Source organism: Marinomonas mediterranea MMB-1, from assembly GCF_000192865.1.
In the GTDB taxonomy this organism is placed as follows: domain Bacteria; phylum Pseudomonadota; class Gammaproteobacteria; order Pseudomonadales; family Marinomonadaceae; genus Marinomonas; species Marinomonas mediterranea.
On record NC_015276.1, the window covers coordinates 1539565 to 1553984 of the forward strand.

Genomic DNA, 14420 nt, shown 5'->3' on the forward strand with positions numbered 1-14420 from the left:
ATCGACTTCAACCTATTGTTCCAGTCTAGATTCAGTGCTTCTAACCGTGCGACGCCATTTTGGGATGGCTTGCAGTTTTGATCGCAAATCTCGTTTTTCAGTTTGAGTGTGGTTTTGACGCTCTGTGTTGGTGCTGGATTCTTCGTTGCTTTCCTGATTGCCGTCCTGACTGCTTTTCTGATAGCCGTCCTGAATGGTTTCTTGATCGAGCAGGTCAACTTGATCACAGTTTAGAATGTCGGTCACACGTTCTGCGATGGCGTTATAAGGTTGTGCGAATGTTGTCAGGTTGTAGCCTTTCCAACTGGCTTGAGGAATGTCATCAAAGCCGAGCACACAGAGGTCGTTAGGAATGTCCACATGATACTCATGAGTCGCCGTATCGATAAATCCACAGGCAACTAGGTCCGTAATACAGAAATAGCCATCGTCTCGTGTTGGTTTCGATAACAATGTCGTAGCGGCGAGTTGTCCGTCTTCGTAATTTGTATTCTCACCCCGCCAGATAGTCAATTGCAGACCTCGTTCCTGTGCAGAGCGGATAAAAAAGCGTTCGCGGGCAACGAGACTCGGGGTTCCCTTTGACGAGCTAACGAGTGTTAATGTCTGACAGCCTGCTTGAACAAAAAATTCGACGGCTTCCTGCATCGCCTGCGCGTAGTCGATTTGTATATGGTGCACGTCTTGTAGATCATTGTGGCGGTTGATCAGTATGACTTTTTGCCCCGCTTTTATACAGGACTGCACCATTTCCTCTGGTGGCGTCCCTGACATCACGATGCTGGCTGCCGCTCGGTAATGCAGCGCTCTATTGAGAGCTTCGCCCGCACTGGTTGGGTCGGCACTGACATTAATCACCATGACCATACGGCCATCTGCTTGCAATTGGCGCGTTAACGCATCGAGCAAAAGGTTGTGATACGGCTTATCAAGGTTTGCTGCGAGTAAGCAAACGGGGCGACTTTTTTCCTGAGACAAGCCACGTGCCAGATGATTGACGTGGTAGTTCAACTCCTCCGCGGCGGCGAGGACTTTCTCCCGTGTCTTTGTCGACACGCTCGCGCCGTCGGTAAAGGTTCTTGAGACAGCCGAGCGCGAGACGCCAGCGAGTCGAGCGACATCAGCAGCGGAAGCCGCACGGCTTTTACTAGGGCCTTTCGGCTTGTGCATAGGTTAACTCTCTTTCGGAACGTAGGGGGTGATTCGTTTTACTTGTTCTGCGGCCCAACGTGCAGCGTCCACTAAGATTGGTTTCGGTGCTTCTGGCCATTCTTCTTTAATCAGTTGTCTTGCTACTCTAATGTGATCGATGGCGGCGTCAAGGGTTGGATACGTCTCCGTCTCATCAAGGTGCAAAAGAAGAGCTGTTAAGGTAACGGAGCGACTGCGGCCACCACGGCAGTTGATCAAAATATTACCTGTGCCATTCCAAGGGTAACTCGGTTTATCTGGCAACTCTTGATCAATGACACTGCGCAATTGATAGTATCCAGCCAGTATCATTGGGTGCGGGTTACCGGGACCGTCTACAATACCATGCTTGTAGTATCGAACCGATGCCCAGCCGAACGCTTGTACTTTGCTCAGTGGGTCGTTCTTCTCCACAATGTTTATATCTAAGTTTACTGCACAGTTGAATACCGTGCCGATATTGTGTTTCTTGAGTAAGCTTGGATCAGAAGCCGCTTGCTTATTACCAATATACAGGTCGATGCCTCGGCCTAGAAAGTTTTCATGAATAAGGTGCATTGGTCCACGGGCTTCGTCCGCTTCTTGAAATACTTGCTTTTTGTTGGCTATTTCGACAGTGCTCATAAGCTGTCCTTCAGTTTCATATTAGGGTAGTTGATACCTTCAATTGCGTTTGCAATTAAAGGGGAAGACGCGATAACAGGGCCTTTCTTGGCTAAGTCGGCAACGGAATTTGGCCACTGACCGACGCGACCACCAGCTTCTTCGACGAGTAGCATGCCCGCGACGCAATCCCAGCTGTTCATTGACAGTTCTAGGTACGCGTCAGACCATCCTTCTGCCACCCAGACTAATGCGAGTCCGCCGGAGCCGCGACGATGAATACTGGCGCCTTGTTCAAGTAAATATCGCTGGACGCTAAGGTGTTCGTCTATTGTTATGTTGCGAGACCAGCCAAATTCCAGACTCGCTTGATTCAGCGAGGCGGTTTTTGAGGTGTGGATCGGCTGGTCATTTTTATAGGCGCCTTTGCCTTGCTGAGCAAAGTAAATTGTCTTTAACACTGGCTGAGCGATAGCAGAAAGTACCGCTCGTCCATTTAAACAAAATGCGATGATGACGCAAAAATGGGGCGTGCCTCGAGCGAAATTTTCAGTGCCGTCTATTGGATCGATAATCCACGTCATTTCATTCGGCTCGCCTCCTGTTTCCTCTCCCAATATCGCATCTTCGGGAAAGGCACGACTGATTTCGTCGCGAATCAGATTCTCAACGGCTAGGTCGGTTTCAGTAAGGTAATCTTGCGGTCCTTTCAAGCTATAGTCGCCCGCACTGCGATTGTTGTAGCTTTCTAACGCACAATCCGCCGCACGTTGGACAAGTGACTTCAAAAACGTAGCCCGAGTGTCAATAGTGTTTTTTATATTCATAAGCCTCCTTTTTATGGCATGTTTTCATGGTATGAAATCAGCAGGCCCTTAACGGGCCTGCTCCGGGTGTGCTGGACGTTTCCTTAAAGCTGACCTGCTCGTGCAAGAGCCCAAAGATCCTGCCAATCCTGACGGCTTGCCCAATCGTCTTTCGACGTCGCTGGATTGTATTTAAAGAGTTGATCAAGATGAGCGGCAACACCAGAAGGCTCTTGTGCCGGAATCTCGTTGTCGATGTTGGTTGAAATCTTACCGTCGATTGCCTGAGGTGCAAAACCTTCGCTGGTTAGCATGTAATGAACAAAGAGTTTCGCTGCATTCGGGCTGTCTGTGCCAGCCGTAATCATCATAAACTTAGGATACAGCATGCCGACCATCGGTTTCATTGAGTCACAAATGCCTAACTTCATACCGTTTTTGTTTTCACGGAATTTTGCTGAGGACATGATACCAATGAAATTTTCTTTCGTATCGGGTGCGCCAACGGCGGAGGCAACATCACTATCCGAGTTAGTGAGCAATGGCTGATTACCAGCCAAAGCCGCAACGAAAGCCGCTGTTGCACTGTCTAGGTCTGTTTTAAGCGGTTTTCCATAGTGCGCTTCATAGGCCGCGGCAATGTCAGCATCATGATGCATGGCAAACTGATTGAACCAGTCAGTATAGATCGACTTGTTCAGAGGGTCAGGCATCGCAATGTGTCCCTTCCATTTAGGATCTGTCAGCGCCCAAATGTTATCTACTGGGCAACTGTCGTTTAGTGCTGTGTTATATGACCAAACAACAGGTGAGGTTGATACTACTAATGGATCACGGAATTCCGCCGGAATCTTATCCGTCATATCGGCTGGTAGATAGCTCGTTGTGTAACCTGTAGCAAGCAACTGAACGGCTGCAGCGGGTACGTCGGAGATAATAACCACGTCGGATTTGACGTTATTGGCTTTGGTCTCGCCTGTTACCATTTTGATGTTTGCCCCTGCTTTTATTTTCGTCCCAGTTGTTTCAATTCCGTACTTTTTAGCAAAAGCGGCTGCTTGTTTTTTGATTTTACCGGTTGAATCGAACACCGAAAGAGGTGGCTCGGCTTTAGCGGCTTGGATCAAGGCATCGATATTGAAATCTTCAGCCATCGCGGAGGTGGAAACAAGCGCACTGACCAAGAGTGCGTTAGCTGTATTACGAATCATGGGGTGTCCTCAAGTTTTGTTTGAACGAAAGTAGGCGAAGCAAGTTCCGAATTGGAAGACGAAACCCTGACTTCAGGTTGTGCTTCGAGGGACAATCGATCCCCTTCAGCGGAAAATAAATGCACGGCGTGTGGGGCAACGTGCACGTAAACGGCTTCTCCTTGTTTCCAGTGTGGCGGAGTCTGTGTCGTATGGACGAGGTGATAGCCATCGCTACCGGTCTCGTTGCTTTCGACATTCAGCTCAATAATCCACGCTCCGCCTGTTGGTAATATGTCGGTCACGGTTGCGAGCACACTGGATAAGCTGGTATCTCGTCGAAGGTCTATACCTTCTGGGCGTAGCCCCAGTTGAGCGCCAATAGGTGGTGTATCTTGGTAGCCTATTGCTTGTAAGAAGGTTTGCGCTGCGCTTGTATTGGCTGGGATCATGTTTATTGGAGGGTTTCCAATAAACTCGGCCACAAAACGGTTTGCTGGGCGTTCATATATATCGTCTGGCGTGCCAAGTTGTTGTAACTCGCCTTTGCTCATAACCGCAATCTTGGTGGCTAATGTCATGGCTTCCCATTGATCGTGGGTAACAAAGACAATCGTGGTTCCAAATTCCTGATGCAGGCGGGTGAGTTCAGCGCGCATTGATAAACGAAGTGCTGCATCTAGGTTGGATAAGGGTTCGTCTAGAAGAAGAATTCCTGGATTCATCGCCAGAGTTCTGGCCAGTGCAACGCGTTGTTGTTGCCCGCCAGAAAGTTGAGCAGGATAACGATCCTCTAAACCTTCGATCTTAAGCATGATGATCATTTTCGCGACGCGCTCAAGGCGCTCTTCTTTGGACATGCCTTTTAATTTGAGGCCAAATTCTATATTGCGGCTCACTGTCATATGAGGCCAAAGTGCATAAGACTGAAAGACTAAGCCGATATGACGTTTTTCAGGCGGTATGAAAATCCCTTTCGAAACGTTATCAAGCGGCTTGCAGTCAACGGCTATTTCCCCATCACTAAGGTGTTCAAGGCCTGCAATCATCCGCAGTATCGTCGACTTTCCGCAGCCTGAAGGACCGAGGACACACATAAAGGCACCGTCTTCGATCTCCATCGATACGTTGTCGACGGCAGGTGGATGATCTGCGGTGTAGCGTTTAGAAATATTGGTAAGGGTAATGTTCGACATATGGTTAGCTCTCAAGTCCTTGGGCTAAGCCCGTTCCGGTGAGACGATTAATAAGTAAGGTGCCCAATAGAGCGATCAGTGCAATCATCAACACAACGGCGTTAGCGGCCTGGGTATAATTGAAATCGATAAGACGAATTGAGAAAGTGGTTAATACATCCGTTGCAGGAACAGCGAGAATAATAAACAAGCTGACTCCTTTAATGCCGGATATAAAAGGCATCAGTACGGCAGTGACAAGGGCGTTTCGCTGAATCGGTAATATGATCGAAAACATGCGTCGTAACCAGCCAGCGCCAGCCACGCGAGCACTGTCTTCGACATCGCTGCCGAGTTGCGTCATGGCGGAGATTCCGGCGCGACTGGCAAAAGGCATTTGGTCAGCAACTAAGGCCAAAAATAGAATGATAGGGGTGCCATATAAGGCCGGTATAGGACCATGCGGTACGGCGAATAAGGTTAAAAAGGCGGCAGCGAACGCAATCCCCGGAACAAGGTAAGGGAAGAACGTGATCTGGCGTAACGTGATTGACACGCTGCGTAAAGGCGACCTCAATACGATGTAACCCGTTAGCAACCCTAAGATACCAGCACAGATAGAGGCACTGCCGACGATTCGAACAGAACTCCATGCCGCGTTCCAAAACTCCGATGACAGTAGAATACCGTTGCGTAACGCGATGGTGTCTAGGTTTGTTCCGATCCAATAATCGAGGGTGAAGTTCGATAAATTGAATCGCCCCGGTAAATGCATGACAGTGGAAAGGGCGAGTGCGCCCATCGGAATGACGACACTGATAAAAAACATGAGCAATGCAATCGAAAAGGCGGGCCATTTTAGAATACCCAGAGACTGGCGGCGTTCCATCGCGCCTTTTGAACCGATAATGGCAAAGCGGCGTGCTTCTCGCATCATCCATGTGTCCAGTGCGAGTGTTGCCATTCCAACCACTAAAATAACGCCAGCGAAGACGGCTGCAACCCCGTTCTGTTGTGTGCCTATCGCGCGGTAAAGCGAGGTGGCAAGTGTTTCAAATTGAACAGGAAGGCCAAGCACATAAGGAACGGAAAACTCCCCAATAGCGTCTGCAAAGATTAATAGCGCAGCAGACATAATAGCGGGGCGCATTAATGGAAAGACAATCGATAGTGCGACACGACCTTTACTTGCGCCGAGCATCTGTCCCGCTTCTTCAAGCTGACTGTCTAAGCGGCGTAATGCATTGCCCACCAGCAAGATAACAAATGGAATGTAGTTGAGCGTCATAATGACGATCGTTGGAAACGCGCCATATGAGACCCAATCAGGAAGCTGAAGTCCCATTGCTTCTGCCCAACCGGGTTGGCCGCCTATAGTCGCGTTTTTGAACAGAGTGGTCCAAGCAAGTGCAAAGGTCCAAGCCGGTAACATAAATGGAATGATCAGAGCAGTAGATAACCAGCGGCGACCCATTAAGTTGGTGCGAACGAGCAACCAAGCGAGTATCGCGCCAATCACCATCGCGAGGATCATGGATGTGAAAGCGACCATAAGCGTGTTCCAAAGCGGTCGCCAAAAAATGATCGACGACATGCGAGAAGAGAAAACGCGCTCAAGGTAATAGGTCGTCATGCCACCTGCTTCCGCACCAGTACGCATTTCGTCGCCAGATTGGACCGTCATGATCTCAAGCATCACGTTTAGAATCGGCGCGGCAATCAACCAAGCGAAAATAAACAGTAGTAAGAGACCGATCAAAAGGGTCGGATCTCGTTGAGCAATGACAAGTTTGTGCCGCAGTCTTCTTATGGGCGACAAGTGTTTAGAATCGGTAACAGCGATCATGCCATCCTCTTATGTTGGTTGATTTGCGAACAACAATAGAAGCTGAATGTTGCAGAGACATGACATTTTGCAACTAGATGCAAAATAAATTGAAACTAGTTGCAAATAGATTTTTTTAAGGTCGGATTTATATCGAAGGGGGCACGCGCAACAGGCGCAAACTTTCTTAGCGCTTTGATCATGTAATGTATTGTTATATTGCAGGAAATTTGGTGAGAGGAATCTATAGTTAGAATACAAAACGGCGACTTAGTCGCAAGCATGTCATGCAAAAGGAGGAAATATGACGATTCGTATTTTGATGATGGTTTCATTGTTGTTCTCAGCAGTTGTGAGTGCACAAGGCTTGACCTTTGGTGTTGTCCCCCAACAGTCTGCTAAAAAGCTGGCGGCAAAATGGTCGCCTGTTTTGCAGTACATCAGCGATGCCTCTGGTGTCGATATACACTTTACAACCGCGAAAAATATTCCTGAATTTGAAAAACGTTTGTTGGCGGGAGAATATGATCTTGCTTACATGAATCCCTATCACTACATCGTTTTTCATGAAAAGCCGGGATACGAAGCGGTCGCTAAGCAGAAGAATAAGCAAATCAAAGGGATTGTGGTTGTCCGAAAAGGCAGCACGATTCAAAGTTTATCGGAATTGCAAGACGCGCAATTAGCGTTCCCGTCGCCTGCAGCGTTTGCTGCAAGTATTTTACCCCGTGCTCAGTTAGCGAAAGATAATATCGCGTTTACACCGCGATATGTGTCTTCTCATGATTCCGTGTATTTAAACGTATCGAAAGGCTTTTTCCCCGCAGGCGGTGGCGTGTTGCGCACGTTCAACAACACCTCTCCTAAGGTTCGTGAACAGTTGAAAGTGCTTTGGACCACACAGCCGTACACGTCCCATGCGATTGCGGCTCATCCGCGTGTGGCAAAGGAAAAAGTGCAGAAAATTTTACAGGCTATGTTGCAGATGAACGATGACCCACAAGGCATTGCGTTATTAAAAACACTAAATTTTAAGGGATTAGAGGAAGCAACCAATGACCGCTGGGATGACATTAGAGGCTTAAATATCCATCTACTGGAGCACATGATTGAGGAATGATTTCAAGCAAAGGCAGGGCGTAAAAGCAAGATAGGAATACAACGATGTCTCTCAAGCTTAAAACGATTCTAGGAGTTGCTTTTATTGAAGCGATTCTGCTTGCAGTGTTGATTTCGATGACGCTGAATTATTTAGAAACGACCAACTATGAGGGGCTTTATAAGCGAGCAACCACAACGGCGACTTTTTTTTCCACAACCACAAAAGACGCTGTTATTTCCTACGACCTTGCGTCACTGGATGCCTTCTCAAGTGAGCTGATGAAAAACCCTGATTTAGTCTACGTCAAGGTGCTCAACCCCGACGGGCAGATATTTGCTCAAGCAGGCGAACAGAAATATTTAGAAAGAGATTTTATTGAAGATATCGATGTTTCGATGATCAATGACGGCGTATTTGATGTGCGCGCTGAAATTAGCGAAGGAGGGCAATTTTTTGGAGAAATACGTATTGGGATTGATACGTCTGGTTTAACTCAAGCCATTACCGAAGCGCGATACTGGAGTGCTACCATCGCTTTCGGCGAAATGTTGCTGGTGGCGCTTTTTTCTTACATTCTAGGTTCTTATCTTACCAATCGTTTAAGTAAACTCAGAGAAGCCGCCAACGACATTTCACATGACAATATGGACATAAAGTTGGACGCAAAGGGGAGTGATGAGGTTGCAGAAGTTGCTCAGGCCTTTATTCAAATGTCGTCGCGGTTACGTCAGGAGTCAGAACGAAGAACAGCTTATGAAAAAGAACTGAAATCTCTTAATAGCACCTTAGAGATGCGTGTGGAGCGTCGTACTGCGCAATTGCGTGACAATATTGTTAAGTTAGAAGAGATGAACGAAGCCCTCAAGCAGACACATGCCCAACTTATTCAATCTGAAAAAATGGCGTCGATAGGTACATTAGCAGCTGGCGTTGCCCATGAAATAAACAATCCTGTTGGCTACGTCATGAGTAATGTTCGAATGCTGTCCGAGTACATTGAGTTTTACCGGGAGGCGATTTCTAAAATACGTGCCTTGGATATCCATGCTTCTGAATCTGAGCTCATAGCGTCTATAGAGAGCATGGGGTCGTGGTTTGACGAACAAGATATTGAGTTTATTCAATCAGACACGCTAGATTTGGTGAAAGATACGGTGGATGGCACGGAACGGATACGTGATATTGTCTCAGGTCTTAAGGAGTTCTCTCATTCCTCTCCTGATACGGTTATGCAGTTCGCTAATCTTAACGAGGCCATAGAGCGTACTCTGAAAATCGCCCATAACGAACTTAAGTATAAGTCTAAGGTTGTGACCAAACTGAAAGACATTCCTGTTGTCGAATGCAACGTCGGCCAGATTCAACAAGTTTTGCTTAATTTAGTGATCAACGCGAACCATTCGATTGAGGAAAACGGACTTATACAAATCCAAAGCGGCGTGTTGGGCTCTGAGGTGTTTGTTTCCGTTCGAGATAACGGTTGTGGGATTCCGGCGGAAATGAAGAAAAAGATCTTCGACCCGTTTTTTACCACCAAGGAAGTAGGAAAAGGAACGGGTCTCGGATTGTCCATTGTTTACGGCATTATGAAAGACCATAAAGGACGCATCGACCTCGAAAGCACACCGGGAAAAGGAACAAAGTTCACACTCTATTTTCCGGTTCAAAGTCAGTTGTAACGTCAGAGCGAAAACGCACTAAGAGCTTGTCTTAACCACCAATCGGCCTCTGATTTCGCCAGCAAGAAGTGCTTTTGACTTCTCGATGGCGTCTTCGAGCTGTATGTCAGTAGTAAGTGACTCAAGCAGTTCTAGATCTAGGTCAGTGGCTAAGCGAGTCCATGCTTCAAGGCGTTTTTCATAGGGACACATTACACTGTCGACACCTGCGAGTTTGACGCCGCGCAGAATAAATGGCGCGACAGATCCAGGTAGGTCCATACCACCCGCTAGGCCGCATGCTGCAACGATTCCGCCGTACTTTGTTGTGGCGCAAGCATTGGCTAGTACATGTGAGCCAACCACGTCGATCACGCCAGCCCAACGTTCTTTGCCAAGAGGGCGTGAAGGTTCAGACATTTCTGAGCGATCAATAATACCTTGTGCGCCAAGCGATTTGAGATAATCCGCTTCTGATGGCCGTCCTGTTAGCGCCATAACCTGATAACCGAGTTTGGCGAGAAGGGCTATCGCAACACTGCCTACACCGCCAGCCGCGCCTGTTACTAATATTTCGCCGTCGTCGGGCTTGACGCCGTGTTTTTCCAGCTCCAAGACACATAACATCGCAGTATAACCCGCCGTGCCGATGGCCATTGCTTGTCGGGTCGTAAAGGCACTGGGAAGAGGGATAAGCCAATCGGCATTCACTCGTGCTCGTTGACCTAAGCCTCCCCAGTGACGTTCGCCAACGCCCCATCCGTTTAAAACAACGGTGTCGCCTTCTTTGAACTTGTCTGAGTCAGATTGAATGACCTTACCTGCGAAATCGATTCCAGGCACCATTGGAAACTGACGAACAACAGGGGATTTTCCCGTGATGGCTAACGCATCTTTGTAATTTAAACCTGAGTATTCGACCTCAACCATTACGTTGCCTTCTGGCAGTAAACTGTCGTCGAACTCTTTTAGTTCTGTTTGATATACATTGTTATTATTTTCTATTAGTAGGGCTTTCATAAACGTCACTCCGTAAAAGTCGCTATATAAATGTCTCTCCATAAATAAGACATCGCGAAGAATCAGCTTATATGAAACACGAATAGATGAGGAGTCGTTTATATATCCAAAAGAGGAGGGAATTGGGAAAGATATCACTTTTTACGCATAGTTTTGGGATGGGCGGAGAGCCAAGTAAACAAATACTCGCTTTTATTTACCTGGCTCTTTAGCTCTTTAGCTTGATGGCAATTTGCCGTCGTTGTCGTTCTTCTGACTACTGTAACCGTGTACTGGTTTTAAAGCTGGATGTTACTTGTTCAAATGAGTTAGTCACATCCAGTAATTGGGTGCTTGACTCGTCGATCTCAGACACTTTGGTTAAATTGTCTGTGCAAGAGGCTTCAATCGTTTCGACCGCTTGAAGCTGTACCGAAATGTTGTCTTTTTCGGTTTGAGCCATCTCATTAATGGACGAGTTAGCGCTTTGTACTTTTACGATTTCGTCGTTACTTTCAGAGAGGCTATCAATGGTTCGTGTCATTAACTCGTTACTTTCACGCACCATTTTTTGGTTATCGCTCATCAAATCATTCGCACTAGAGGTTCTGGCCTGTAGGCTTTCGATGACGGCCGATATTTCTCTTGTTGCTTCGTTTGTTTTGCTTGAAAGTTGTCGAACTTCGTCCGCGACAACTGCGAAGCCTCGTCCGCTTTCTCCTGCCCGAGCCGCTTCTATTGCAGCATTTAGCGCAAGGAGATTTGTTTGCTCTGAGATGTCTTGTACGCCCGACAGAATGCTAACAATTTGATCGCTGTCAGTCTTAAGGGCTTGCATGATATCGAAGGCGTTGTCGGCTTTGTGTTGCATATTTAACATCATAGCCTTCATGTCTTCGACCATCTTCAACGAGTCAGAAGAACGGTCTTTAACGTGCACAGATCGATCTGTAATATCTGACGTTAAATCTGCGAAGTCGTGCAGAGACTTATGCAAGGCAGCGGTTGCTTGAGTGACGCTTGCAATATCCATTAACTGTTTTTGAACAGCAGTACTGATGTCTGACGTATTTTTATTCATATTGTGTGTTTGCGATTTAAGATCTTCGACACCTTGATTGAAGGTGGCATAGGTTTTTTCGACCTGATCTAGCAGACGGTTAAACATGGTTGCGATGTCGCCATTTTCGGTGCCGTTTTCAACAGACAATCGTTTTGTTAGATCCGCAACGGCGGCAGGGTCACTGTGTGCCGTTACAAATTCTTGCATCGCTTGAAGGGCTTCGATCACACCGCTAGAGGCACCGTGTTCGATGATATTAAGCCCTTCTTTTTCATGCTCTGGGTCGACGCGTAGCTTATTGATCGACTTGAGCCCCCAAAACATAGCCAGCCCGGTAAAGAACGACCAAATAAATACCGAACTCACGCCAGTCAGCTGTACCATGAACTGCTCAAATCGACTGTCGAAATTCAAGTTTTCAATCGGGGCGACAAGTGCGAGCAGCAGGGTACCCACGACACCTGCAACGCCGTGAACAGCGACGGCATTGACTGGGTCATCAAGTCTAAACACTCGCAATAGAACCTCCTCGCTATAGAAGACAATGATCCCCGTTACGATGCCAATAACAACGGCGCCCATGGGGGTGACGACTGCGCATCCTGCGGTAATGCCAACTAAGCCACCAATGACACCACTTAGAATTTTTTCGATATTGATTACTTTGTCTTGGCTGAACAGCGTCATCACAAAACACACAATGGCAGAAGACGCGGCGGCTAACATGGTGTTTGCCATGATACCTGCGATATCCGTCGTCGCTTCTAACGTACTGCCACCATTAAAGCCAAACCAACCAAAGAATAAAATAAAGGTGCCAATGACGGCGAGAACCAAACTATGTCCGTGAATTTTTTTAGGGTTACCTTGGTCGTCAAAACGACTAATACGAGCGCCAAGCATAATGACTCCCGCTAATCCGACCCATGCGCCGACCGAGTGAACGACGGTTGAGCCGGCGAAGTCAATCATGCCTTTTTCTGCTAACCAGCCTTCGCCATTCCAAATCCAGTGGCCGGATACAGGGTAAATAATCGCAGTTAGTACTAAGGAAACAAGCACGTACGACATAAACTTTATACGTTCTGCCACTGCACCACTGACAATGGTCGCCGCGGTGCCAGCAAAGGTTGCTTGAAACACAAAAGACGCGATGTCGGCGGGTTCACTTAAACCGCTTAACGTGAATGCGTCTGTGCCCCACAAACCATACAAATCTTGGCCAAACATGAGGCCATAGCCCAGCAGCCAAAAAGCAAAAATGGCAACAACAAAGTCTGTCATGTTTTTCATGGCGACGTTGATGGAGTTTTTGGCGCGTGTTAAGCCTGCTTCAAATGCGGTAAAGCCTGCTTGCATAAACATGACTAAGGACGCCGCTATCATGATCCACATGATATCGAGCGTTGATTGAATTTCTTCCACTTGAGTTCTCCTCAAATCTAACGGCTGGTGTTTTAAGGAAATGCTGAAAACGCCTGCATGATGGTGCTTGTCGAAGGATTCGCGCATCCTTAAATAATTGATCTTATAGTAGTTATGTTGCAAATTCGTTTTCGTGAATAAGCATTTTTGAATAGGCGACAATGCAAATTGAGTGCCTAATTTGTGGGGTGTAATTTAGATTGAGGTTATATCGAGGTATATCGTTGGCTTATATTAGTGACTAAATGATATTAAGTGAAATTCAAGAAGGCTGAGTGAATGGGCTAGCCTGACAAATAAGTGCATTTTCACGTGAAAAGAACAGTAGCGCACTGCATCAGTGCGCTACTGTTTGAAACAGAGGTTTCTGACCTCGTTAAGCGTTTCTTATCAGCTAGCCTAGCTGATCCAGCTGCTCATAGGCATTGCGCAACCATACGCGCATACGCTGGCGCTCAGCAATGTTCATAAGGCTTTTGTTATTGGCAACAGCCCAAAAGCTACTGTTATTGAAATCTATCTTTTGTGTTAACTTGGTTTGAAGCTTAGGCAACTCGATGATTAAAGCGTCGCTGTCTTCTGCTGCTTTAAATGTGTCAGACGACTTAAAGCGAGAGAAATCGGAGCCACGTCCATAGTTTTGAACAACCACAAAGTCTACTTCAGACTCTTTGTATTGCGTCAGTAGTTTGTCTAAGAGAGACACAGAGTCTGCACCATCATCCATGACATGCCACAAGCATACTTGATAACCAAGCTCGTCTAACAACCCAAACACGTCAGTTTCGGCGATCCATTTGCCGAGCGGTTGGGCTGACTGCGCAGCAAGGTCGATGATGAGATCTTTATCGGGAAACGCTTCGATCGTGGCTAGCATGCCATCTAGGCTGTCGTCATCACCAACGATAACGGGCGAAGCGAAGTCACTGTAGAAACGAGAGAAGGTTGTGTGGGATGAGTCGCAATCAAAGCCAACAAAGTCCAGCTCTTTGTCTATGTAATACTGAGCCAGTAAGCGAGCGGTCATAGATTTACCAACGCCGCCTTTTTCTCCACCAATGAAATGTACCTTACGCATTTTAAACTCCTTTGTATTATATGTAATGCGAGATACCGTCAGGTAGCCGTCTCAGGAAAGTCTTCAACAGCCAAAAAGTGACGGTATATAAGCAATGAAGGTGTGAGACCTGCCTCCACCATACAGTAAGAATGTGACGAATTGAATGACTAAAATTAGCTTTCGAGCCGAGTGAGAGAAAAACCATAAGTTCATTAATCTGAAATGAAATATCAGGGACTTTCTTTCTAAAATTGCCTTTTGTATGTCTTTTGGCGGTGCTTTCCTCTTATCTTGGCAAGCAAATTTACGATGGCGTTTTAATG

At 46.9% G+C, this 14420-nt stretch carries 11 protein-coding genes; 2 read left to right on the plus strand and 9 right to left on the minus strand.

Annotated features, from left to right (window positions below):
- Nucleotides 1-12: 12 nt before the first annotated feature.
- The 6 genes from MARME_RS06920 to MARME_RS06945 form a co-directional block, all read right to left on the minus strand.
- Nucleotides 13-1170: a LacI family DNA-binding transcriptional regulator gene (locus MARME_RS06920; RefSeq protein WP_013660549.1), complete on the minus strand. Its 1158-nt coding sequence runs from the start codon at nucleotides 1168-1170 to the stop codon at nucleotides 13-15.
- A gap of 3 nt (nucleotides 1171-1173) precedes the next feature.
- Nucleotides 1174-1815, minus strand: a complete 642-nt coding sequence (locus tag MARME_RS06925) for a dual specificity protein phosphatase family protein (RefSeq protein WP_013660550.1) — start codon at nucleotides 1813-1815, stop codon at nucleotides 1174-1176.
- Nucleotides 1812-2621, minus strand: a complete 810-nt coding sequence (locus MARME_RS06930) for an inositol monophosphatase family protein (RefSeq protein WP_013660551.1) — start codon at nucleotides 2619-2621, stop codon at nucleotides 1812-1814. The genes MARME_RS06925 and MARME_RS06930 overlap by 4 nt, the downstream gene beginning before the upstream one ends.
- Nucleotides 2622-2704: 83 nt before the next feature.
- Complete coding sequence (locus MARME_RS06935) at nucleotides 2705-3811, minus strand: ABC transporter substrate-binding protein (protein WP_013660552.1); 1107 nt, start codon at nucleotides 3809-3811, stop codon at nucleotides 2705-2707.
- Complete coding sequence (locus MARME_RS06940) at nucleotides 3808-4986, minus strand: ABC transporter ATP-binding protein (RefSeq protein WP_013660553.1); 1179 nt, start codon at nucleotides 4984-4986, stop codon at nucleotides 3808-3810. Before MARME_RS06940 ends, MARME_RS06935 begins: the two co-directional genes overlap by 4 nt.
- Before the next feature lie 4 nt (nucleotides 4987-4990).
- Nucleotides 4991-6811: an ABC transporter permease gene (locus MARME_RS06945; protein ID WP_013660554.1), complete on the minus strand. Its 1821-nt coding sequence runs from the start codon at nucleotides 6809-6811 to the stop codon at nucleotides 4991-4993.
- 283 nt (nucleotides 6812-7094) lie between these two features.
- Between MARME_RS06945 and MARME_RS06950 the strand changes: the two genes are divergently transcribed.
- Together MARME_RS06950 and MARME_RS06955 are read left to right on the plus strand one after the other, a co-directional pair.
- Nucleotides 7095-7910 (plus strand): phosphate/phosphite/phosphonate ABC transporter substrate-binding protein, encoded by an 816-nt coding sequence (locus MARME_RS06950; protein WP_013660555.1) that lies wholly within the window; start codon nucleotides 7095-7097, stop codon nucleotides 7908-7910.
- A gap of 44 nt (nucleotides 7911-7954) precedes the next feature.
- Nucleotides 7955-9571, plus strand: coding sequence for a sensor histidine kinase (locus MARME_RS06955; RefSeq protein ID WP_013660556.1), 1617 nt, complete (start codon nucleotides 7955-7957; stop codon nucleotides 9569-9571).
- An 18-nt stretch (nucleotides 9572-9589) separates the two neighbouring features.
- Here the strand turns inward: MARME_RS06955 and acuI are convergent, their stop codons facing one another.
- The 3 genes from acuI to MARME_RS06970 form a co-directional block, all read right to left on the minus strand.
- On the minus strand, nucleotides 9590-10570 hold the full coding sequence (gene acuI, locus MARME_RS06960) for an acrylyl-CoA reductase (NADPH) (protein ID WP_013660557.1): 981 nt from the start codon (nucleotides 10568-10570) through the stop codon (nucleotides 9590-9592).
- 256 nt (nucleotides 10571-10826) lie between these two features.
- A complete protein-coding gene (gene amt, locus MARME_RS06965; RefSeq protein ID WP_013660558.1) occupies nucleotides 10827-13037 on the minus strand; it encodes an ammonium transporter in 2211 nt (736 codons plus the stop codon).
- Nucleotides 13038-13431: 394 nt separating this feature from the next.
- Nucleotides 13432-14115, minus strand: coding sequence for a nucleotide-binding protein (locus MARME_RS06970; protein ID WP_013660559.1), 684 nt, complete (start codon nucleotides 14113-14115; stop codon nucleotides 13432-13434).
- Nucleotides 14116-14420 lie beyond the last annotated feature (305 nt).